This window comes from Blautia hominis (genome assembly GCA_002270465.1).
In the GTDB taxonomy this organism is placed as follows: Bacteria; Bacillota; Clostridia; order Lachnospirales; family Lachnospiraceae; genus Blautia; species Blautia hominis.
Genome location: NQOF01000001.1, coordinates 862,370 through 884,727 on the forward strand (window position 1 = coordinate 862,370; position 22,358 = coordinate 884,727).

The window sequence follows — 22,358 nt, forward strand, 5'->3', positions numbered from 1 at the left end:
CTCTTCCTAATAATTTTCCACCCGTGTCTTTTCTCCGTCCATCTTTGCCGAGAACAAGGCAGCTTCTACATAAAGAAGACTGCGAAGCCCTTCCTCCACGGAACAAAAGCTGTCCAGATCCTCCTTCACTCTTCGTATAAAATCTCTGTCTTCTTCCAACTTATGATCTGTGGGTTGATTAAAATATTCCACTCGTTCTCCGCCATTCTCAATATAATGAAATTCCGCTTCGTCAGGACTTCTGAAAAATACGCTTACATTCTCAAATACCGCATCAAACAAGGCATCCCACCTGCCCGGCACAGAACAATTATTAGCCGTAATGGCAGCTTGTGCTCCTGTAGTAAACGTGCTGGCGGAAACACTGACATCCTCTACTGTATAACCCGGTACATCCCCGTGACATACATTTCCCATAAATGCAGAGACAGCTTTAGGATGCCCGTACAGATATCTGCAAATATCGTACACATGGATTGCCTGCTCAAATATCTGTCCCCCGCACATATTTACATCTCTCCACCACGGCGCATGGAGTGCATTACACTGGTATCTGCCGTTAAAAAGTACAGGTTTGCCTGCCTCTTTTCGTTCTACCATATCACGTAATTTCTGAACTGCTGAACCGTAGCGCATATGAAATCCCACCTGCGTCTTAATTCCGCTTTTTCTGGCTGCATCCACCATGCTTTTCCCTCTGCTGCTGGTAATCGCAATGGGTTTCTCAATAAATATATGGATTCCCTTCTCCGCCGCTTTTTCAAACTGGCCATTCTGCGCAAAGGGAGGCAGGAGGATATACAGTACCTCCATCTCTGCCTCTTCCAGCATTCTGTCAAAATCTGAATAAGCTGCCGCTCCTGTCTTCCCACACAATTCCTGGGCTTTTTCCAGATTGGTATCACATATTGCAACAATCTGTACTTCTTCAAGCTGATTCAGATTGCCGACATGAACATGGCCCATTCCCCCAGCGCCCAGAATCCCTGTCTTTACTATTTTCACTCTTTCCTACCTCCCATATTAGATTTATCTGTTAAAACATATGCCGGCTATACTCACCCCTTAACTGCACCGGCTGTTATTCCGGAAATAAAACTTTTTTGGAATAACGTATATACCACTACAATAGGCAATGTACAGATTGTTACACCTGCTGCAATCAGAGAATGATCTGCTGTATATTTTCCGAAGAAAAACATCAGACCCAGTGGAAGTGTTCTGGCTGTGTCTTTATACACCACCAGCATAGGAATAAACATATCGTTCCATGACCACATAAATTCAAAAACCAAAAGCGCTGATAATGCCGGCTTGATAAGAGGCGCCATAATATAAGCAAATGTGGTAAATTCATTACACCCGTCTATGGTAGCTGACTCTATCAAAGCATCCGGCAAATCTTTAAAGAAAGCCCGCATCATAAACACTGCAAAGGGCATAGACAATCCGAAATATGGAATAACCATGGCCCATCTGGTATTGATAAGCCCCAGATTCTGCAGATTGTAATACAGCGGAATGACCATGGCCTGAACAGGTATCATCATTCCAAACAGCATGAAAGAAAAAATCTTGTCCCTCCACCGAAACTTCAATTTTCCAAATGCGTATCCCGCAAGTGACGACAAAGCAAGTACACCGAGCACTCTTGGCACAGCCACCAAAATACTGTTCAGCAGATATGTGCTCATTTTGCCCACTGTCCAGGCATTGATAATATTATCCAGTGTCAGTCTGTCAGGAATCGCAAAGGGATCTATGTTCAATTTTTCCGACGGAACCAGCGCTGCCTGCCACATCCAATACAGCGGAAGTATGGAAATAAGCAGAGTGACAATCAAAACTCCATAAGTCACTATCTTCTTTACAAGCCCTGCTCTTGACCCCTTGTATATATTTTTCATATGACTCGTCCCCTTCCTTCCCGGCATTATCCGTCCTCCTTTTCTGAATATTTCATATAGAGTGCAGAGCAGACTGCTATCATGGTGGAAAGTACCACCGCAATAGCCGATCCCATGCCAAATTCACTGTCTTTGAAGGCCGTCCTGTACATCAGGTTAGAGATAACCTCTGAGGAATAGTAAGGTCCCCCTTTTGTCATTATGTAAACTATCTCAAACACTTTAAAAGAACCTATCAATGAGTTCAGCACAAGCAAAGTAAACGTATTCTTCAACAAAGGAAGTGTCACATAGAAAAATGTCTGAACCGGATTTGCCCCTTCAAGCCTTGCTACCTCCACATAACATGTGTCTATACCCGAGAGGGCAGCCATGGTGATAACCATACAGAATCCATAATGAACCCAGCTTCCTGCAATTAAAAGCGCCCACATCACTGTCTTTTCATCCCCCAGCCAGTTAAAGGCCAGAAAATCCAGACCAATGAATTTAAGAACTCTGTTCAATATCCCAAACTCAGGATTCAGAATCCAATTCCACACCACACTCACCGCCACCATGGAGACAATAGATGGCATATAGAACACTACCCGAAACAGCAGTCTTCCCCTGACGAATTTCTGACTTAGCATAACCGCCAGAACCACACCAAACACCGTGGGAACGAATATGGTAAATAAAATCCAGAAAATATTATGTCCGAGGGCTTTCCAGAAAATTTCGTTCTGAAAAATCGCTTTATAATTTTCCAGACCCACAAACTCCATAATAGGAGCTGCCCCGTCCCATTCATAAAAACTAAGTTCCACGGTATTTAAAATTGGTATAATAGCAAAAATAATATAACAAATCAAAGCAGGAGCCACAAATACCATAGCTTTACACCATCTGCCCACTGCCCGCTTACGTCTGGCAGCACGATTCATTCCGGATACCCCCTTTCCTTATCTTTCTATAACTACTTCACAATAGCTTTATAATTTCCTTCTTCTGTTTCCTGGTCAAGAACCTTCTGTTTTTCTTCCATACACTCCATACCAGTCTTTTTGCCTGCCAGCAGTTCCTGCATATAGTTGGCTGTGGCTTCGTTTACCTTTGTGGGCATAAGTACATCCAGATTGCTTCCCATCTTGGTTGCAGTTAATATGGTATCTGCAGCATCTTTAAAGAGCGGGGTTACCTCTGCCTCATCCACATTCGCATTATTAGTTGCGGGAATGAGTCCTGCATCAAGCCACCTATTTACATGTTCCTCGTCAAACATATATTCCAGAAACTTGATTGCTGTAAAGGTTTTATCTGCGTCTGCTTTCCCATTGATCACCAATGCCTGACCCAGACCAAATACCCCTGATGTCTCTTTTCCCTCTGGCGCCGGCAGGAAGAAGAAACCGCAGTCTTCCCCTAAACCTTCTTCGCCTCCAAAGGCACTTACTTCCCAGGTTCCTGTGGGATACATGGCAATCTTACCGGACAGGAACATCTTTCTGGCATCGTCATGTCCCATTGCATTGGGAGCGTCAATAGTCCATCCGTTTTGTACTGCCTCCTGAATTTTATCCAGTCCTATGGCACAGTCTTCCTGGCTGAACTTATCCTCAAGGGCCAGTATATCAGAAATTTTATCACAGCCCGCAAAAGCGTTCAGCCAGATACTTTCATAGTGATAGCCAGGCCACTGGTCCAGATCATCAAGCATCAGAGGTGTTTCCCCGTTCTCCTTTAAGGTTCTGCACATCTCCTCAAATTCTTCGTAAGTTTCAGGTTCCTGAAGATTGTATTTCTCAAAGATTCCTTTGTTATAATAAACACCCACAGACTCTAACTGATTACCTACTCCGTATAATCCATCATTAAACTGACATGATGTAAGTGCATTTTCTTTAAACAGCTCGTTCCATCCGTCCTGCTTCGCGGTCTCTGTCAGATCATAAGCCAGCCCCCCATTTGCCAGCACTCCCAGATAACCAGACCCAATTTCATATGTAAAGATATCTGGCCCCTCACCTGCATTGATTGCAGCCTTAATCGTAGTTCTCAGATCATCCATCTTCATAACTACTCGTTCCACCTTGATTCCATGTGCTTCCCCAAATCCATCTGCAAATTCCTGAAATAATACATTGCCTTCCCCTTCTGTAGAGTCATCCCAAAGAGTAATATCTGTATAATTCCCTTCTGTCCCCGAAGCCTGATCCTGGTTTTCTGTTTTGCTCTCCTCTTCTGATTTCTCTTCCTTTCCTGCCTGGGCATTCTTCTTCACTGTACTGCTCATACATCCCGTACAGGCCATGGATGCAGTCAGTAAAACCGCCAATACTGATAACAACTGTTTTTTCTTCATGCCTTTCTCCTTTCACATAATTTCTCACTTGTTTTACCTGATATCTTCATTATAGATATTTTCCCTTTACTATGGAATGCCTGTTCTTACTCTGTATTTGTCCATTTTACATATCCTTTCTCTTTTCCAGATTTTATTTCATATGTGCATAGCAATCATGATTTTTATGATTCTATTAGTTATTTAGCATATTTTTACAAATTATTATATAATTTATAGTGCATTATCACGGTTATAGTCTTCTATTTTTCTGGTATCATAAAATTTATTTTAAAACCGCTTTATTATGTCTAGTACTGGTATTTGTCCTTATTTTTCATGTTAATACGTGGTAAATTTTACCATATAAAATAAAAAAAGCAGCCCGGTCTCTATGCCGTGACTGCTGCTTTTTCGTAAAATTTTATTCATGCTTTTAACCTTCTATTTTCTTCCCTGAATCTGCTTGGACTTTGCTGTGCACACCGCGTAAAAAAATGAGTAAAGCCGGGAATGCTCTCAAAACCTGATTTTTCCGCTATTTCACTGACTGTCATATCGCTATCCTGGAGCATAAGCTTTGCCCGTTCTAAGATAATCTGATTTTTCATCACCATGGGTGACGTTCCAAAATAATATTTGAAGCGATTAGATATATATACAGAACTCATATGATATTTTACTGAAAGAATCTCCAACGAAAGTTTTTGATTTTCCTCACTGTTAATCTCTTGAAAAATCTGCCAGAAGGCTTCCGGAATCCTGGCGTTCAGCTCAATCTTCTTATCAGCAATCAACTCCTCCACCAGATATGCCATCAATTCCAAACCGCAGGCTCTGTGCATAAGAAGCTCTGACAGCTTATTCATCTGCCTGCTGCTGTCATAGAAACGATAAAAAATATTCTCAAATCCCTCTCTGTCTTTCAAATACGACAGCACCGGAAAATTTAAGAGTTTCAATGCGTCCACTGTATGCTGGATCCTGAAGCAGAAATGCCACCACAAAAAGGTAGCTGGTTTGCAGTCCAGTTTATAATGACTGTGCAACACGTTCTCCGGGATTATCACTATACTTCCAGGTCCGGTTTCATATGTTTTACCATTTATCTCCAGTACTGCACTGCCGGATTTCAAGTATGACATGACATAGCATCCCATTCTACGGTTATAAGTCTTCATCTCTCTTCTGGTTTCCACATCATAAGCTTCTATTTCCAGATTCGCCATCTGCATAATCTGTTCCAGGCATTGCTGCATGATATCACCTTACCTTATCATCTTTTCATATTCATTTTAGCATAATAAGGACTAAACTTCTACCTGTCTGCAAAATGCCTTTTAATGGTGACCGTATATTTCAATCTCATGACCAGCTTTCCACCCCTTCTTGTCAGCAGATTCATTCCCAAACATCAAGCTTCCTTCCTTTCGCATAAAACTCCCTATCCTTTTCCCCAATTTCCCGCACCACTTTACACGGAACGCCAAAAGCAACTACATTTGCCGGAAGGTCGCTTGTGACTACACTCCCGGCACCCACAACCGTATTGTCCCCTATGGTGATTCCCGGCATTATCTGAACGGCAGAGCCTATCCAAATATTTTTCCCCACATGGATCGGAAGATTATAGACATAGTGGTGTTCACGGAGAATAGGCAGTATGGGGTGACCGGATGTTGAGAACACAACATTTGGTGCGATCAAACAGTTATCACCAATATAAATATGTTCATCATCCACAAAAGTAATATTGGAATTCAGATACACCCCATTCCCCAAATGAACATGCCTGCAGCCCCAATTGGCATTTAACGGGGTTTCCACTGTACACCCTTCCCCAATCTCAGCAAACACCTCTTTGAGGAGCTGCTGCCTTTTCTCTGTTTCAGTGGGCATTGTCCGGTTATATTCTGTCATTTTATCCTGATACATATGCTGATCTCCAAGTAATGCAGGGTCATCATAGCGATAGGGCAGGCCTTTTTGTTTTCTGGAAACATTGTCCATATTCTTTCCTCCGGATTGATAATAGTAAGATTGTGATCATATTTTTCATCAACGTATAAACTAACAGTTAATACGATACTAACATTTTGGAGATTCCCCGTCAACGGGATTTCTTCTATAATAAATTCAAAAATAGTCAAGTGGTATGTTCGGATGCCCTACGCACCCCGGCCGTGTAAAACCCACTGTTCTGCAGGCAAACATGTCTGTCTAATGAGGAGGATTCCCATGGAAAAGAATGAATTTAAATCTCTTTTTCCCACAGGAGGAAAGAATGATGCTTTTGCCCAATATTTTATAGGGCAAAGCTATCTGAAAATGCTGACAACAGAACGTCTTTCAATCGGAAATGTCACTTTTGAACCCGGATGCCGCAACAACTGGCACATCCATCACAAAGGCGGCCAGATTTTACTCTGCACAGACGGCAGGGGCTATTACCAGGAGTGGGGAAAACCTGTCCAAAAACTGCATCCCGGCGATGTGGTCAATATCCCGCCGGAAGTGAAACATTGGCACGGAGCGGCTCCTGACAGCTGGTTTACACACCTTGCAGTGGAGGTTCCTGCTCCCGGCGCTTCCAATGAATGGCTGGAGCCGGTATCAGAGGAGGAATATACACAGCTATAGGTTCTATAACCAATCTCTGCTGCCGTTTATAATAATTGGAGGATATAACATTGAACAGAATCCAGCAATGCGAAGAAAAATTTATGGAATTATTCGGAACCACACCCGTGAAAAATGAGGGGACTGACCCGGAGTTCATGAGGATATTACAGCGCTTTATTTTCGGACAGGTCTGTTACACAGGTGAACTGGACAACCGTATCAGAGAACTGATTACCATTACCGTTCTTTCCGTGAACCAGACTCTCCCGCAGTTAAGATCCCATGTAAAGGCCTGTCTGCATGTGGGCTGTACACCGGTTGAGATCCGTGAGGTGATCTACCAGTGTGCCCCGTTTATAGGTTTTCCCAAAACATTGAATGCCATTGCCGCTATGAACGAAGTTTTTACGGCGGAGAATATCTCGCTGCCGCTTGAAAACCAGGAGACCATACCGGATGAGGAACGATACCGGGCCGGGCTTACGATCCAGGAACCTCTGTACGGCTCAGAAATCCGCGAAAAATATGCTTACCTGCCGGAAACATTTGCTGAGGCTGTCCCCAGGTTTTTGACCGAATTCTGCTTTGGCGATTTTTATACCAGAAAAGGTCTTGATAAAAAAGAACGGGAATTACTGATCTTTGTTCTGCTCTCAGCATTGGGCAGCGCTGACCTGCAGGTTTACAGCCATGCTGCCGGTGCCTTAAAAGCCGGCTGCACCAAAGAGGACCTTCTCGCTTCTCTGCTCCACGCCATGCCATATATGGGATTTCCCAGAATGTTGAACGCACTGAACAGTCTCAGACCCCTTTTTTGATAGATATTGTCTGACTGCTGAATCCTCATTTGCGGTCAGCACCGCAAATGCCAAAACCTGCTGAGTCATGGCGGTGGTTTTCGTTCGTTACGGTTTACTCCGTGTCCAGTAACACGCTTTGCGATGCACAGATATGGAGCATTCTGCCCCATATCGCGCTGGCTGCCTCAGGAGGTGTTTTCATGCTTCCGGCATGAAAACGCCTCCCGGTACAGTGGCCTGTGAGCAGTGACTTACGTTCTCCGTTACGAAAACCTTTTCCCAAACAGATATTGAAGAACTCCGGCCGTGTATAGTATACTGACTACATGAGCCGGACTTTTTATTTCCAGATGGAAGCCCGGTTCGGTATCCGGTATAAAAAAGGAGAAGGACAGAATGGATTGGAATTTGCTTTACTCAGAAAAAGAACCACCCTCTTGGGAACAAATCGCCGAATATATCAACGATCCGCTCTGGACAGTGTTCAACCAGCGTATCCAATCAGCTTACCACTGTGACCCGCGCCTGGAATACAGCCGCTGCTCCATGCAGGCCGGCTGGAATATCAAATACAAAAAAAGCGGAAGATCGCTTTGCACACTGTATCCCATGCAAGGGTATTTTATAGCCCTGGTTGTTATAGGAAGCAGGGAACTCACAGAAGCAGAATTACTGATGCCTCTATGTTCTGACTATGTACAGACCGTATTCAAGAATACCAAAACCGGTAATGGCCAGAAGTGGCTGATGCTGGAAGTGCGGGAGGAATCAATCATGCGTGATGTTTTCACGCTTATTAACCTCCGAAAACCCGCTGCTCTTAACTAAAAAAGGGAGATTGGACAGCCCTCCATGGAAGGCTGTCCGTTTTCCTGACTGAAAAATCCACAGAGTCTCCGGCTCCTGTTCCGAATAAACCACAAATTTCCACCACATACCCACCCTTTTTTCAGGGTAGTCTCCATCCCATCCATTCTATACTCTTAATCAAAAGCAATCCTTATAAATACTTGCCATCCTTGTCCCGTAAATAAGCAGGCAGTCAGCGTATTCCTACTGTATAGTACCTCTGCAGCTTACTCTGCGGCTTTTCCGGTAAAGTCATTACCAGTTTCCCGCTCTGCAGCAGCGGATTCACATATTTCTTCATGATGTAATACAACGTTTTTACTCCCATATACTCCGCAATTTCTATTTTTGTCCTTGGCTGCGCACAGAATTCCAGCAAATCCTGTATGCCTTTATCTTCCGGCATCTCCTCTATATCACCGCTGCTCACAGCATACAGCGCACTTTCTCTCAGTACCAGCGGCTTTTTTGCAATACTCCGATAGCTGACCATGGCATTATAGAGCACTACCACAAATTCATTTCTCCTGTTCTCAAAAACCGGTTCCGGGAGGCCGGCATCCGCCATCTCCTTGCGGATTGTTGGGATACCGGAATAACGGTTCTCCGCTCCGGTCAGACTCTCTGCCATGACTGCCAGTGCCGGATTACGCAGGTCCGGACGGGCAACTCCAAGCTGCTCTACTGTCATCCTGCCGTAAAGGTTTCCCGGACTGTGTATCTCCAGCCGGTCTTTAAAAAAGTCAATCTGCACAGGTGTACCCTCTGTATGCTCACTGTAGTCCCGGTGGATCAGCGCATTCAGAACAGCCTCTCTGACTGCATTCAGCGGATATTCGGTCTTGTCCCTCCGCCTGCCGGTATCCGGGTCGATAATTGTCTTAATCTTCATATTGCGCTTGCAGAATCCTACCGCCTCCTCTACCATCTCGGAAATTGTTCCGCAAATCCTTTTATTGTCCATAAATCGCTCCATATCTTCCCCCACATCCCCAATCTCATAACCCGGAACTACAACCGCTGTTATGCTGTACTGGGGAAAGATCCCCTGGGGATAGATGCAGAAATTCATAATACCCGCCAGGGTTGGAACGCCGCCCCTGGTCACATTAAGCATTTCCAGCATCTGTGACTCCTGAAGCATGGAAAACTGCGGACGCTCCGCTTTTTTATCGTTCAGGAAGCGTTCGAGCCTTGTTCTCTCCAGCATGGAAACAGGGATCCTCTCAACGATCCGTTCATCATCATGCACATGTTTGCGGTACACCTCGTAGCTGTAGATTTCATAGTCTGTCATGGGCAGATCCGCATCTCCTACCCGGACATATGCTCCCTTCACTTTACCTGCCCCCTTATAGTAGCAGGGCCGCTCCGCCAGGTCGATGGCCGGAATCTCGGCAGAGCAGATATTGACACCCTCATATTCTGTAAAGGTGAACACTGCACGTACTGGAGGATCCATCTGATTGCACTGCTCTGTCACTTTCTTCTGAAGATCATGCAGGTCATACACGCCCACCGCCTGAAAGGCAGCTCTCTCATCAAGGCCAAAGATCAGGATTCCTCCGCTGTCCTGGTTGGAAAAGCTTGATAACGTGTCATAAAGTCTCTTGGGACATCCATCCTTCGCGGTTTTTACTTCTATATACTGCGCTTCTGCCCTCTGTATCTGAACTCTCGCTGCCAGTTCTCTTAACTCTTCTGCTAACATCTGATCCCCTCTTTCGCAGAAAGAACATTTGTTCTTATTTATAGATATATACTAACACATCACAAACCGTCTTTCAAGTTTATTTTGCAAATATTAAATCTGTTTCAATATTTTTTTGTAAATCCGGTCTATTTTTTGCAATTCCCCATTATTTTTATAAACAGCTAAGGATCAAAGCAGCTTTTTACATACAGTACAAATAAAAACCACCGGAATCTCACCCGGCGGTCTGCTCTTTCATTGTTCTCTTTTTATGATCATTTTTGCCTCTGTACTGCCTGATCTCTCATCCTTCTTATTTCACAACAAGATGTGCCACACTGGACGGCGGCAGTTTAAACTGAAAGGTGCCGTTGTCTAAAATGATATTCTGAAGGGGAACCGGCTGCACGTTTGACGGCTCCTCAAAAGTATTCTTTGCATGGATATCTCCGGCCAGCAACTCACCTGTTACCTCTTTTACTTCTCTCTCCGTGATCTCAGCCTCAATCTCACTGGATTCATCCGCCGATAAATTGGTAATGGTTATATGTATCTGCCCGTTGGTGTCAACGGATACGGAATGCGTGAGATTTGGAACCATAAATGCCTCCTCCAGTCCGATCCCGGAAGTTTCCAGCGTGCTGTCCACAAGGGAAGCTCCCTGATGGCTCTTATACATCTGAAATACATAGTAAGTAGGTGTTTTCACCATCTGCTCCCCATCCGTCAGCAGAACAGCCTGCAGCACATTTACCATCTGGGCCAGATTAGCCATTTTAACTCTGTCACAGTGTCTGTTAAATAAATTAAGGTTAATTCCCGCAACAAGGGCATCACGCATGGTGTTCTGCTGATACAGAAATCCCGGATTTGTGCCCGGTTCGCAGTCGTACCAGGTTCCCCATTCATCTATGATCAGTCCGATCTTCTTATCCGGATCGTACTCATCCATAATTTTGCCGTGCCGCTCGATCAGTTCTTCCATATATAACGTTTTGCTCAGTGTTCTGTACCAGTCCTTTTCATTGAACCAAACAGCGCTTCCCTTCTCCTTCCAGTCCCCGGGAACGGTATAATAATGAAGTGACAGGCCATCCATAAACCCATGATGTTCCGGTGCGGCGTTGCGGTAACAGGTGTCCAGAACGGTTCTGGTCCATGTATAATCATCTGCGTTTGGTCCGCAGCAGATTTTGTGGATGCCTCCGTCATTTCTATAGTCCCGGATATAGGTCTGATAACGTCTGTATTCATTTGCATAATACTCCGGGTTCATATTGCCGCCGCATCCCCAGTTTTCATTCCCCACACCCCAATACTTCACATTCCAGGCTTCCCCGGAACCATTTGCCTCCCGAAGCTGTGCCATAGGTGACAGCCCCTCAAAGGTAATATACTCTACCCACTCTGACATCTCCCTCACAGTGCCGCTTCCAAGGTTCCCGTTGACATACGCACTGCACCCAAGCTGGCGGCAGAGTTCAAAATACTCGTGTGTTCCAAAGCTATTGTCCTCCACCACGCCTCCCCAGTGTGTATTGATCATTTTCTTGCGTTTCTTTTTCGGACCGATCCCGTCCATCCAATGATATTCATCTGCAAAACATCCGCCCGGCCATCTCAGAACAGGCACATTTATTTCTTTCAAAGCACGGATCACATCTGTTCTCATTCCATTTACATTCTCAATAGGCGAATCTTCCCCCACGTAAATGCCCCCATAGATACAGCGCCCCAGATGCTCTGAAAAATGCCCGTAGATTTCTCTGTTGATCTTTCCTGTTATCTTATTCGGATGAATCCTTAATCTATCCATTTTCCCATTCCTCTGCTTCCAAATCTGTTATTCATGATCCAGTACCTTTACATGAAAGTTTTCAAAGGCAGCACAGCCATTTTCCGCAAACATACCAAGGTAAGTGCCTGTAAATGTCATATTTCTCGTACTCTCCGTACAAAGGCCTACCACCAGACCGCTTCCCAGTTCCACAAAGATTTCCCCGTCCAGGCTGTAAGAAAATCTGTAATATGTCTTATCGGATACGATCCGCAGCATAACATTTTCTGCAGCAGGAAGTTCCGCACTTGCTGTAACTGTAAAGATATCATGAACATGTTTCGCAAGACAAACCTTCCATCTGTCCAGTTCTCGGCTCAGATAAATTTCATAGTGATAGGAATCATTATAATAAGCAGTAAGGCCTGCCCGCATTCCCTGCACTGCATCCAGCAGCGAAACAACCGCCGTGGATACTGTCTCAAAGCCTTTCTGCCGCACCCCGATCCAGGTGGGGCTTGCCATTTCATTGATGGTTGTACCGGTTCCTTTCAGGATCAGTTTTCCCTCCGCAGTATCCCTCACATAATTTTCCATAGACGGATTTCTCAGGAAATTATAATGCGGACTGAACTTATCCTTGGAAAAATCATCTGCAAAGTCCCGGTTGACCGGTACCGGGCTCTCTCCGGGAAGGGGACCGTCCATCTCCGGTGAGATCAGTCCTTTTTCCCCTACAACGGGCCAGCCGTCTTCGGTCCACACAACCGGTGTCAGGAAAGTCTCACGGCCCAGATTATGAAGCAGCACCCTGTCTTTTTTCTCCTGACACGGACGGATCGCCAGACAGACCATCCACCAGTTACCATTATGATCCTCTATCATATCCGCATGACCGGTACAGTAAATCTCCTCCCTCATATCATCCCTGTGAGTGAGTATCGGATTATGGGGACACGCCTCAAATGGTCCGTAAGGGCTGTCTGACCGCAGTATGGTTTCCATATGTCCGTATTCCGTACCGCCCTCAGCCAGCATGAGATAATATTTTCCAAACCACTTATAAAGATGTGGGCCTTCCGCATATCTGCCGCCGCATCCTCTGCTGATCACCACGCTTTCTGTGAGCCGCTCCCCTGTAAAAGGATTTACCTGGCAGAGGAAAATTCCCGTGTTTCCTTCACCGTCCATGCTGGTGGATGCAAAATACACAGTTCCGTCATCGTCAAACAGCAGAGACGGGTCAATCCCCCCCTGGTCCACCCAGGCAGGCTGTGACCATCCTTTTTTCATATCCGAGGTATGTACGATAAAATTCCCTTTGCCTGATGTGTTGGTCGTTGTCATAAAGAAAGTTCCCTGATGATAACGGATCGTAGGCGCATAGATCCCTCCCGACGGCCTGCACCCATGTAAGTCAAGCTGAGATTCCTCTGTAAGGCAATACCCCTCAAGTTCCCAGTTCACAAGATTCCTGCTGTGGTAAACAGGGACTCCCGGATAAAATTCAAAAGACGAATTGACAATATAGTAATCCTCTCCCACCCGGCAGATTGACGGGTCAGGATTGTATCCGGAAATAATCGGGTTTCTGTATTTCATTAAGTTGTCCTCCATTTTGTCATATTATGGTTATAAATGTCAGGGAATGCCTCAGCCTTTCAGACCGGACATTTTTATTCCCTGGATAAAATATTTCTGGCAGGTGGCAAATATCACCAGCACGGGCAATAGGGAGATCAGTGCCATGGACATCATCTGTCCTACCTGGACATTCCCCTGAGAACCTTTGAAAAACTGCAGTCCAATGGCAATTGTAAACTTATCATTGGAATTAAGGTAAATTAAAGGATTGAAAAAATCATTCCAGTTAAACACAAGTGCCATCACCAGAACAGCCAGCATGACCGGTTTTACTGCCGGAAGAAGAATCCTGGTGAATACCTGCAGGGAATTGGCACCATCAATCTTAGCTGCCTCATCCAGTTCCTTGGGCAGTGTCCGGAAAAACTGGATAAACAAGAATATATTGAACGCGCCTCCTCCAAGCCAGCTTGGTATGATAAGAGGCCATATGGTGTCCACCATTCCCAGTTTATAATAAAGCAGGTACTGGGGGATCAGTGTAACCTGAGTCGGAAGCATCATGGTGCCTAAGAGCACCATGAACAGGATCTTTGATAATCTGGACTGGAACCGTGCAAACCCATAGGCAACTACAGAGGATGACAGTACGGTCCCCACTGTGGCAAGAAAGGTGATCACCGCAGTGTTTTTAAAATAAAGCTGGAAATTAGCTCCTTTCCATCCTTCCACAAAGTTCTCAAGGGTACTTTGCTTTGGAATAAGAGTGGGTGGCATACTGTAGATATCCGACATTGGCTTAAAGGATGTGGAAACCATCCAGATAAACGGGAAAAGGCAGATAACCGCAGCAATGACCAGCACAAAATATGTCAGTATCCTTGCCATAAGTTTTGTCTTTTTTTGTGATCTCGTACGCATATTTTATCTCTCCTTCTCCTTAATCATCATAAAACACCCAGAATTTAGATGTGGATACAACTACAATTGTGATCAGCATGATCACCGCGAACATGCTCCAGGCCATCATGGATGCATAGCCCATCTTTCCGTATAAAAATCCATTATTATACAAATGCATAGCCGCCGTGTAGGTACTGTTCAGAGGCCCCCCGTTGGTAAGGATCAATGGCTGCTGGAATACCTGGAACGCTGCAATCACTGTGACAATAAGATTGAAATATATGGTAGGCGTACACAAAGGCAGTGTGATATAGAATGTCTGCCGCAGAGAGCCTGCCCCGTCAATCTGTGCGCTTTCATAATAAGACCGGGGAATATCCTGTATGCCGGCCAGCATGATGATAATATTATTTCCTATGGTCCACAGCGACAAGATCACTATGGAGATCATGGCTACGTTTTTATCACCCAGCCAGTTCGGCCCCTTGATCCCCACAAGGGAAAGTATGTAATTGATGATCCCGAAATCTTTCTGGAAGATCCATCCCCAAAGGATCGTCACCGCAACCCCTGAGGTAATATACGGTATATAAAATGCGGTACGGAAAAATCCCAGACCTTTTACTTTCTTGCTCAAAAGAAGTGCAACAAAAAAGGCAAGTATAATGCTGCACGGTACGAACATAAATACATATTTCAGGGTATTCAGAAAAGCTCTCCTGAATAATGTGTCATCCGTAAATGCATATTTCCAGTTATCCAGCCCCACAAATTCCCCGATCCCTGTTAGATTCATATTCGTAAACATCAGATAAAAAGAATACAAAATCGGATACAATGTAAGTACAAGGAATCCGATCAGCCAGGGGGCTGTGTAAATATAAAAATTCCTGGCTTCTCTTTTTTTCATGGTTGTATATTTTTTTTGTTTTCCCGGTTTCCTCAAAATTCCCATGCCTCCAATCGACGATAGAACGTACACGCTGCGGACCTTCTATTGTCATGAACTATCAGCGGCCGCCCGCCGGGCCAAAATGACCCGGCTAATAACCTCCGCTCCTCTGCCATCCTTACTGTCAGTTGCCGTTTGCCTCGTTAAATGCTTTCTCCAAAGCCGGATAATATTCCTCCATGGCTTCCTCCGCCGTCTTACCGTCAATGGTCACTGACTGCCATATCTGTGTATACACATCACCGGCTGCTGAAAATGCACCGCCCCATATATTCAGTTTTGCATCAGCCAGTCCGTCAAGGAACGCGCTGTTTTTGATCGGTCCATACTCTAAATCCTTATAATATGTCTCTGCGATATTTTTGCAGGATGTAAGTCCGATCTTACTGGTTTCTTTTGCCATGTCTTCATTTGCATATGCTGCTTCTTTTAAGAAAGTCCAGGCTGCATCCTTGTTCTTTGAAGTTTTCAGCATGGCATAGCCGGTTGCGTACATAAGGTTGTTCTTTCCGTTTTCCACTTTCGGCATGGAAACAGCATCCCATGCAAAATTATCTCCCACTTCCTCTGCGATCAGCTTTGTCTCAAATCCGCCCAGTGTATACATGGCCGCGTGTCCAGATACAAATAACTGTTCCTTCGGAAGGCTTTTTGCTGCTGTGTCATCCGGCATTGCCTTGCTCTGAACCAAATCGCCGAATAGATCCAGTCCGTCTTTTACTTCCTGGCTGTTGACTTCACATGTCTTCAGATCATCTGAGTATGCACTTCCGCCTTTGCAGATCACAGACAAGCCTGCGTCAATCCAATGGTTTACCATTCCATAGGTGGCATCCGCCCCTTCTCCTCCGGCAAACTTTTTAGCGGTTTCTGCCAGGTCATCCCAGGTCCAGTCATCGGTAGGATATTCTACACCAAACTTATCAAACATGTCCTTGTTGTAGGCCAGGACAAAAACATTCTCCAATAAAGGCATAGCCTCCAGCTTACCATCCGGGCGGTAATACGGCTCGATCATTCCCTCTGTTATCACGGATTTGAGGTCAACGCCTTCTTTCTCCACATAAGGATTAAGGTCTTCATAATATTCCGTATATAACCCGTAATAATCCGGGGACATCTGGATAACATCCGGGCCGGTGCCTGCAGACAATGCTGCTGTCATCTTCTGATCCCATACATGGTCAGCTGTGGGGATCACAGAATGTTCAACCTCGATTTCCGGATGTGCTTTCTGAAATGCCTCCACCATGGTCTCTCTTGATTTCTTCTCCTCATCTGCTCCCCAGGACCAGATCACCAGTTTTTCTTTTTCCTTGCCGTCCGCTGTTTTTGCAGTTTCCTTATCTGAATTGCCTCCACAAGCAGTCAAACCTGCAAGCATAACTCCAACCATACCCACTGCTGCCAATTTTTTTAATTTCATCTTTCTTCCTCCATCCATTTAAGATAAATTTATATATACACCAAAGCTGCGCGCGGTACTTTGATATATGTTCCTAATTATGTAAAGACCTGCTAAACAGATGCTATATTTTTTACGGTCTCCCCTTCCAGGATTTCAAAAGGAGAGTAATTCATGTATTTATATTTGTTTCCTTCTAATACATTTATCAAAACATCTACACATTCCGCTCCCTGGCGTTCCGGGTAGATGGCGATTGTTGTCAGTTTCGGCTCATATCTTTCTCTTGTAAAAAGCCCGTCGATCCCTATAACGGAAACATCTTCAGGCACCCGGAATCCCAAAGTTTTTAATTCTTCCATCATTCCAAATGCCATATCATCATTAAAACAGATGATGGCTGTGGGCTTATGCGCAGACTCCTGATACATCCTCGCTGCCCTTCTTCCTATAAAAAACAGATCCAAGTAAACAAACCCTTCCGCCTCACAGCTGAAATCCTGTTGACTGCTGTTCTTTGGCGTTTCCGTCTTGTCCAGATCCCCCTGTACATCCAGGATATATTTTTTGTATTCTTTCCCTATTTCCAGCATCATCCGTTCCTTCCAGTAACGGTAACGGAGATTTGCGTAGCCTTCATTAAACGGAAGCGCCATACCGATCTTTCGATGGCCCTTTTTCCGGAGATAGTCAATGGCCGTATTGATAACTTTTCTATTATCAATGATAACTGCCGGCATGGGTTTTGCAAAAACCGCTGACGGATCAAAACTTGCCGTGACGGTTGGCAGATAATAGTTTTTTCCAATACTTTCCGCATATGCCTGCGCCACCGACTCCGTAGGGAAAAGCGCACCGTCTGCCAATGTCTTTTTCACCATCTCGAAATCCCGTTCATTCATGATAGCCAGAACATGGTAGCCTTTTTTCTCAGCTTCCCTGGCCATGCCATGGTACATCTGGTTATAATATGTTCCGGTAAGGTCTCCGCAGAAAAACAACAGCTGGTACGTCTTCTTCTGCTGCAATGCCATGGCTACGGGGTTTGGCATATACCCTACACGGTTAGCGATCTCCAAAATCCTTTTCTTTTTTTCGTTGTCTACATATCCGCTGTTGTTAAGTGCTCTCGAGACCACAGATACCGAAACACCGGCCTCTATCGCTATATCCTTCCTGGTAACATTTTTTTCCATGATTAACTTTCTTATTCCCTTTGTGTAATATGCACTATTTGTATAGTCACTATACTATATGATAAGGCCGAAATCTTCAATACGGAGAAATATGGTCACGCGTCCACATAGGCAAGTTGGTTAATGCTCACTCTGTTCTCCCCAAAACGCCTAACGGCCTCTCATTTGACCCCCTCGCCAAACAATGTCCCGTTCCGCTACAAAATACTTTTTCCATGTCTTGAACCTCAAGCCACAAATATGCTATAATTTCCTGCAAAGATGCTCAATAATTACAAATAGAAAGAAGCATATCATGGATAAAAGTCAAAAACCCAAAGTTGAATTCCGGTATTATTCCACCCTGCCCCAGCTTCCCATATATTTTTTAACAGGGGACGGGTGGCTGAACTGCCGGGGAACCCGGACCGTCTGCCTTCATTTTCATAATCTGATGGAGATAGGGTATTGTTATAACGGAAATGGAAATATGCTTCTTGGTGACTATGCATGTAAAACAGAAGCGAATATGATTTCCATTATTCCACCCAATTATCCCCACTCCACCGACAGTATTCCCGACAGTATCATAACCTGGGAGTATCTGTTTATTGATGTGGACAGTTGTCTGCAGTCTGTCTATGGGAATGATGAACATAAGTTTAACTATATGAAGCAGCTGATCACACAAAAGGCCCGTTATATACATGCCAAAGAATATCCTGACATTGCTTCCGCATTTCGTATCATACTGCATGAAATGCTGGTGCAGAAAGAATACAGCAACGCCATGGTAAAGGGGATGGTTTTCTGGCTGCTTATGCGGATTGCCCGCATGACTACTTCCGAGGAAGATCATGAGATCCTATCCTATAAAAGACCCCTCAGCCTGGAAAACGTAAGCCAGATACGGCCGGCGCTGGAAATGATCCGAAAACAGTACACTTCTTCCATCAGGATTCAGGACCTGGCCGATATCTGCAGTATCAGTGAGGCGTATTTCCGTAAGCTGTTCAAAAAAATGATGGGGGTTTCCGCGCTGGACTATATCAATAAGGTGCGGATCATGAATGCGGCAGAACTGATACAGAAAACAGATGATCCGCTGCATGAGATCATATCTAAAACAGGATTCATTTCCGAGTCTACCTTTAACAGGAATTTCAAAAAATATACGGGGATGTCTCCAAGACAATGGAAAGAAAAATATGCCGGAAAGGAATGCCGGCTGAAAGATTTTGATATTTATCTGGAAAACGGATGGTAGGTTTTAGAAGCAAAAAGTCCATTGCCTTTGAGGATGGACTTTTTGCTTGGTTAAAAATCAAGCTGCTGAATGGTCACTATTATTCATCAATCTCAACCATCCGTGTGTAAACCCCGGATGACTTTTCAGGAATCATTTCTGCTTGGACACATTTTTCATAAAAGGGAATTGCTGTTCTGGACGGCCAGCCGATTATTGCATAGGCATAGCCCATTTCTTCCATGGATTGGAGGGATCTCAGAAGCAGTGCTCTCCCAATCCCCTTTTTCCTCTCCTCTTTCAATACTGCCATCGGGCCGAAAAAGTTTTTTGCAGTCGCCTCAAAACAGGCAAAGCCGACTGGTTTTTTGTCCTTTGTCGCCACATAACATGTGATTGGATTATTGGCAAACGCAGCTGTCACTTCGTCTGAATAATCTTCCTCTGCACATGTTTTGGAAAACTCTATTATTTTTCTTCTGTCAGGTGCCAGCGCTCTTTTTATTCTGATACCGCTGTCTGATAAATCCTTTTCTGTTTCCTGTGAAGATGGTGTCTGAAATAGTTTTACCAGCATATCAGCCATGGTTAACCCCCCTTTTTCTTTACACATTACACGCTGCTGAAGAACTGCAGGTGTCTTACATGTTTATCATATCACATATTTCTGTATAAGAATATTTTTTTAATTGTTCAGAAGGTCCGTCCAATTATTTTGCCCAAAAACAGATTCCGGGGTTCTTGTTTCAAGAATATTCATTTAATTATAGTTCCATTGTACAATAGTCAATCTATTTCTTTTGTGATATAATAAAAGCATGACCAATTGTTTGTACTATACAAAGGAGGCTTGTTATGAGCACGAAAGAACAGTACCAGAACAGGATGAAACGTATTGACGAAGCTCTTGCGGGGAATGAACCTGACCGTGTACCCGTAATTCCTTTTGTCCAGACCTACTCTGTCACCCATTCCGGACACACTATGGCGGAGGCCATGTATGATTCAGCTGTAATGCAGAATGCGCTCCGCCAATATCTGAAGGATTACGAGCCGGATGCCAATTATGGTTACTCCCCGTTTTTCTGCGGGCTCGGACGCTGTTTTGAACTGACAGGAATCTCTTTCCTGCAGTGGGCGGGACAAGAGGGCGGAGTCTGTACAGAAAATAGCATCCATCAATTTGTGGAGAAGGCGTATTTAGGTGATGATGAATATGCCGAACTTCTGACAGATTTGACCGGATGGATCATGAAGAAATACCTTCCCAGAAACTTCAAACTGCTGGAGCCCATGGCGCAGATGTCCTTTGGGAGTATGCTGGGATACGGTGCACTTCCCGGAATGATGCAGTTTGCAGATCCTGCGATCGCGGAGATGTTTGTAAAACTGGGGGAGGCTGCCAAAATGATTTCCCGGTATTATGGGGAAGCCCATACTTTTGATATGGAAATGATGGAGGCCGGCTATCCCCTCTTTTTCAAGGCCACCACTACCTGTGCCTTTGATATGCTCAGCGACTGTCTCAGAGGCACTTTGGATACCATGGCCGATTTATACGAGCAGCCGGAAAATGTCCATAAGGCCATCGATTTCTTCTATCCCGGCACACTCTATGGCGCTCTCTCCCAGACGGAACGCTCCAAGGGAAAAGTGGTATTCATTCCTCTGCACAAAGGCCTCGACGGTTTCATGGGAAATGAACAATACCGTGAATTTTACTGGCCTACCTTAAAGGCACTGGTAAATGACCTGGCCGCCGCAGGGCAGATCCCCTATGTCTACACAGAAGGAAAATATGATTCCCGGCTTGAATTTTTATCCGAGCTCCCTGCCGGAAAGTGTCTGGTCCACTTTGAGAACTGCGATATGAAAGAGGCAAAACGGATCGTCGGAAAGAATTGCTGTATCTCCGGAGGGTTTGACGGAAGGATCCTGGAAACAGGAACACCCCAACAGGTAACAGAGGCGGTGAAGCGTATTCTTGATATCTGCGCTCCGGGGGGCGGTTATATCTTTGATGTCAATACAACCATTGATTATGGGGTGAAGCATGAGAATGTACTTGCTATGTTTGACGCTGTGAAGACTTACGGAAAATATTAAAATACCTTTTGCAGCCTTCCTAAACAATAGCGATGCGAATACGTGGAACCGGAATGAGAACTCCATCAAATGATGGAGTTCTCGCATTTTACCCTAAACCTGTTTTTCCATTATAACGAAAACCTACTTCCGCTCCTGACTTCCTTTTGCAGCCCAAAGGTTTCTGTATTCCCTGGGCGTCATTTTCACAATCCTCTTAAACACGCTGTTAAAAAATTTCTTATCCTCATACCCCACCGCCTGCGCGATCTCCCCAATCCGCATATCGCTGCCCGCCAGCAGCTGGCAGCTCTTCTCTATTCTGACCTTCTGCAGATATTCCCGAAAGGAAAGCCCTGTCTCCTGCCGGAAAATCCTGCTGATATAGGACAGGGTATAATGATACTGCCAGCAGAACGCCCCTAGGTTGACATAATTCTGATAATTTCTGTCAACGTACTGAATCACATCCAGCACGGCCCTATGTTTTGGATGCTTTTGATTCTCATGGATGCCTTTTCGCAGAGTGAGTATGAGCAGTTCGATGAGTCTGCACCGGAATACCTCTGCATACCCCTCTTTTTTCTCCTCATACTCCTCCAACATGCCCATGATCAACTGTTTGATCCGTCCGTTCTCATCATGGAAGATGCGGTCTACAGGTGTCTCACCCGGTATAGAGGTATAATAGCGGATCAGGCAGCCGTGCAGCAGTTCATCCAGAGAACGGCACCCTGTCAGTGTCTCATCTATCACCTCAGGCAGAAAGATACAGTTGATCAGTGTAAAATCCGAACTTCTGGAATAGCTGTGCACACTTCCATAGTCCACAATAAAATAATCCCCCTCTGTGAGCATTCCCTCTGTGGAATTGAGCGTATGCACCGCTGTTCCTTTCACCACATATACCAACTCAAAAAAGTCATGGTTATGCCTCTCCATATCTGTCTGCTGATATGGCATCATGACCAGTCTCTCCTGTTCCTCCTTAGATACTTCCCTGATATGGATCGTTACTGATTGATTCATAAGACAAA

The 22,358-nt window shown here is 44.8% G+C and carries 20 protein-coding genes; 5 read left to right on the forward strand and 15 right to left on the reverse strand.

The features are described 5' to 3' along the window. Window positions 1–6: 6 nt before the first annotated feature. The 6 genes from CI595_RS03945 to CI595_RS03970 all read right to left on the reverse strand — a co-directional run bounded on the left by CI595_RS03945 (window position 7) and on the right by CI595_RS03970 (window position 6,240). Entirely contained in the window at window positions 7–1,005 is a 999-nt protein-coding gene (locus CI595_RS03945) for a Gfo/Idh/MocA family protein (RefSeq protein WP_095171917.1), read from the reverse strand. A gap of 53 nt (window positions 1,006–1,058) precedes the next feature. Next, window positions 1,059–1,907, reverse strand: coding sequence for a carbohydrate ABC transporter permease (locus CI595_RS03950; protein WP_095172379.1), 849 nt, complete (start codon window positions 1,905–1,907; stop codon window positions 1,059–1,061). A gap of 26 nt (window positions 1,908–1,933) precedes the next feature. After that, complete coding sequence (locus tag CI595_RS03955) at window positions 1,934–2,833, reverse strand: carbohydrate ABC transporter permease (RefSeq protein WP_095171919.1); 900 nt, start codon at window positions 2,831–2,833, stop codon at window positions 1,934–1,936. 32 nt (window positions 2,834–2,865) lie between these two features. After that, entirely contained in the window at window positions 2,866–4,251 is a 1,386-nt protein-coding gene (locus tag CI595_RS03960) for a sugar ABC transporter substrate-binding protein (RefSeq protein ID WP_095171921.1), read from the reverse strand. Between the two features lie 407 nt (window positions 4,252–4,658). Continuing rightward, window positions 4,659–5,489 (reverse strand): AraC family transcriptional regulator, encoded by an 831-nt coding sequence (locus CI595_RS03965; RefSeq protein ID WP_095171923.1) that lies wholly within the window; start codon window positions 5,487–5,489, stop codon window positions 4,659–4,661. Window positions 5,490–5,631: 142 nt separating this feature from the next. Further along, entirely contained in the window at window positions 5,632–6,240 is a 609-nt protein-coding gene (locus CI595_RS03970; RefSeq protein WP_095171925.1) for a sugar O-acetyltransferase, read from the reverse strand. Window positions 6,241–6,468: 228 nt separating this feature from the next. On the opposite strand from CI595_RS03970, the gene CI595_RS03975 reads away from it, so the two are divergent. From CI595_RS03975 to CI595_RS03985, 3 genes are all read left to right on the forward strand, one after another. After that, window positions 6,469–6,870 (forward strand): cupin domain-containing protein, encoded by a 402-nt coding sequence (locus CI595_RS03975; protein ID WP_095171928.1) that lies wholly within the window; start codon window positions 6,469–6,471, stop codon window positions 6,868–6,870. Between the two features lie 50 nt (window positions 6,871–6,920). Further along, window positions 6,921–7,670 (forward strand): carboxymuconolactone decarboxylase family protein, encoded by a 750-nt coding sequence (locus tag CI595_RS03980; protein ID WP_095171930.1) that lies wholly within the window; start codon window positions 6,921–6,923, stop codon window positions 7,668–7,670. A gap of 378 nt (window positions 7,671–8,048) precedes the next feature. Next, window positions 8,049–8,480: a DUF3788 domain-containing protein gene (locus CI595_RS03985; RefSeq protein WP_095171932.1), complete on the forward strand. Its 432-nt coding sequence runs from the start codon at window positions 8,049–8,051 to the stop codon at window positions 8,478–8,480. 214 nt (window positions 8,481–8,694) lie between these two features. Here the strand turns inward: CI595_RS03985 and CI595_RS03990 are convergent, their stop codons facing one another. From CI595_RS03990 to CI595_RS04020, 7 genes are all read right to left on the reverse strand, one after another. After that, window positions 8,695–10,212, reverse strand: a complete 1,518-nt coding sequence (locus CI595_RS03990) for an ATP-binding protein (protein ID WP_095171934.1) — start codon at window positions 10,210–10,212, stop codon at window positions 8,695–8,697. Between the two features lie 295 nt (window positions 10,213–10,507). Further along, the gene (locus CI595_RS03995; RefSeq protein WP_095171937.1) at window positions 10,508–12,010 is read right to left on the reverse strand and encodes an alpha-N-arabinofuranosidase; all 1,503 of its coding nucleotides are present in this window, start codon (window positions 12,008–12,010) and stop codon (window positions 10,508–10,510) included. Window positions 12,011–12,037: 27 nt separating this feature from the next. Next, window positions 12,038–13,573, reverse strand: coding sequence for a glycoside hydrolase family 43 protein (locus tag CI595_RS04000; protein WP_095171939.1), 1,536 nt, complete (start codon window positions 13,571–13,573; stop codon window positions 12,038–12,040). A 51-nt stretch (window positions 13,574–13,624) separates the two neighbouring features. Next, the gene (locus CI595_RS04005) at window positions 13,625–14,476 is read right to left on the reverse strand and encodes a carbohydrate ABC transporter permease (protein ID WP_095171942.1); all 852 of its coding nucleotides are present in this window, start codon (window positions 14,474–14,476) and stop codon (window positions 13,625–13,627) included. 19 nt (window positions 14,477–14,495) lie between these two features. Beyond that, window positions 14,496–15,413, reverse strand: coding sequence for a carbohydrate ABC transporter permease (locus CI595_RS04010; RefSeq protein ID WP_242987054.1), 918 nt, complete (start codon window positions 15,411–15,413; stop codon window positions 14,496–14,498). A gap of 121 nt (window positions 15,414–15,534) precedes the next feature. After that, a complete protein-coding gene (locus tag CI595_RS04015) occupies window positions 15,535–16,836 on the reverse strand; it encodes an ABC transporter substrate-binding protein (protein WP_162291797.1) in 1,302 nt (433 codons plus the stop codon). 92 nt (window positions 16,837–16,928) lie between these two features. Then, window positions 16,929–18,011, reverse strand: coding sequence for a LacI family DNA-binding transcriptional regulator (locus CI595_RS04020; RefSeq protein WP_095171946.1), 1,083 nt, complete (start codon window positions 18,009–18,011; stop codon window positions 16,929–16,931). A gap of 295 nt (window positions 18,012–18,306) precedes the next feature. Here CI595_RS04020 and CI595_RS04025 point away from each other — a divergent pair, with 295 nt between their 5' ends. Continuing rightward, window positions 18,307–19,257: an AraC family transcriptional regulator gene (locus tag CI595_RS04025; protein WP_162291798.1), complete on the forward strand. Its 951-nt coding sequence runs from the start codon at window positions 18,307–18,309 to the stop codon at window positions 19,255–19,257. Between the two features lie 79 nt (window positions 19,258–19,336). Here CI595_RS04025 and CI595_RS04030 read toward each other — a convergent pair whose 3' ends face one another. Next, window positions 19,337–19,822, reverse strand: a complete 486-nt coding sequence (locus CI595_RS04030; protein ID WP_095171950.1) for a GNAT family N-acetyltransferase — start codon at window positions 19,820–19,822, stop codon at window positions 19,337–19,339. Between the two features lie 269 nt (window positions 19,823–20,091). Between CI595_RS04030 and CI595_RS04035 the strand changes: the two genes are divergently transcribed. Beyond that, a complete protein-coding gene (locus CI595_RS04035) occupies window positions 20,092–21,342 on the forward strand; it encodes a uroporphyrinogen decarboxylase family protein (RefSeq protein ID WP_095171952.1) in 1,251 nt (416 codons plus the stop codon). Window positions 21,343–21,465: 123 nt separating this feature from the next. On the opposite strand, the gene CI595_RS04040 is transcribed toward CI595_RS04035, so the two are convergent. Continuing rightward, window positions 21,466–22,350: a helix-turn-helix domain-containing protein gene (locus tag CI595_RS04040; protein ID WP_095171956.1), complete on the reverse strand. Its 885-nt coding sequence runs from the start codon at window positions 22,348–22,350 to the stop codon at window positions 21,466–21,468. Between the last annotated feature and the right edge of the window lie 8 nt (window positions 22,351–22,358).

What these genes read in the sequence shown, in the direction of transcription:
- CI595_RS03970 (WP_095171925.1), bottom strand. Translation starts at nt 6,240, where the DNA reads ATGGACAATGTTTCCAGAAAACAAAAAGGCCTGCCCTATCGCTATGAT.
- CI595_RS04010 (WP_242987054.1), bottom strand. Translation starts at nt 15,413, where the DNA reads ATGGGAATTTTGAGGAAACCGGGAAAACAAAAAAAATATACAACCATG.
- CI595_RS03950 (WP_095172379.1), bottom strand. Translation starts at nt 1,907, where the DNA reads ATGAAAAATATATACAAGGGGTCAAGAGCAGGGCTTGTAAAGAAGATA.
- CI595_RS03975 (WP_095171928.1), top strand. Translation starts at nt 6,469, where the DNA reads ATGGAAAAGAATGAATTTAAATCTCTTTTTCCCACAGGAGGAAAGAAT.
- CI595_RS03960 (WP_095171921.1), bottom strand. Translation starts at nt 4,251, where the DNA reads ATGAAGAAAAAACAGTTGTTATCAGTATTGGCGGTTTTACTGACTGCA.
- CI595_RS03985 (WP_095171932.1), top strand. Translation starts at nt 8,049, where the DNA reads ATGGATTGGAATTTGCTTTACTCAGAAAAAGAACCACCCTCTTGGGAA.
- CI595_RS04015 (WP_162291797.1), bottom strand. Translation starts at nt 16,836, where the DNA reads ATGAAATTAAAAAAATTGGCAGCAGTGGGTATGGTTGGAGTTATGCTT.
- CI595_RS04000 (WP_095171939.1), bottom strand. Translation starts at nt 13,573, where the DNA reads ATGAAATACAGAAACCCGATTATTTCCGGATACAATCCTGACCCGTCA.
- CI595_RS03995 (WP_095171937.1), bottom strand. Translation starts at nt 12,010, where the DNA reads ATGGATAGATTAAGGATTCATCCGAATAAGATAACAGGAAAGATCAAC.
- CI595_RS04005 (WP_095171942.1), bottom strand. Translation starts at nt 14,476, where the DNA reads ATGCGTACGAGATCACAAAAAAAGACAAAACTTATGGCAAGGATACTG.
- CI595_RS04020 (WP_095171946.1), bottom strand. Translation starts at nt 18,011, where the DNA reads ATGGAAAAAAATGTTACCAGGAAGGATATAGCGATAGAGGCCGGTGTT.
- CI595_RS04030 (WP_095171950.1), bottom strand. Translation starts at nt 19,822, where the DNA reads ATGGCTGATATGCTGGTAAAACTATTTCAGACACCATCTTCACAGGAA.
- CI595_RS04025 (WP_162291798.1), top strand. Translation starts at nt 18,307, where the DNA reads ATGGATAAAAGTCAAAAACCCAAAGTTGAATTCCGGTATTATTCCACC.
- CI595_RS04035 (WP_095171952.1), top strand. Translation starts at nt 20,092, where the DNA reads ATGAGCACGAAAGAACAGTACCAGAACAGGATGAAACGTATTGACGAA.
- CI595_RS03990 (WP_095171934.1), bottom strand. Translation starts at nt 10,212, where the DNA reads ATGTTAGCAGAAGAGTTAAGAGAACTGGCAGCGAGAGTTCAGATACAG.
- CI595_RS04040 (WP_095171956.1), bottom strand. Translation starts at nt 22,350, where the DNA reads ATGAATCAATCAGTAACGATCCATATCAGGGAAGTATCTAAGGAGGAA.
- CI595_RS03955 (WP_095171919.1), bottom strand. Translation starts at nt 2,833, where the DNA reads ATGAATCGTGCTGCCAGACGTAAGCGGGCAGTGGGCAGATGGTGTAAA.
- CI595_RS03965 (WP_095171923.1), bottom strand. Translation starts at nt 5,489, where the DNA reads ATGCAGCAATGCCTGGAACAGATTATGCAGATGGCGAATCTGGAAATA.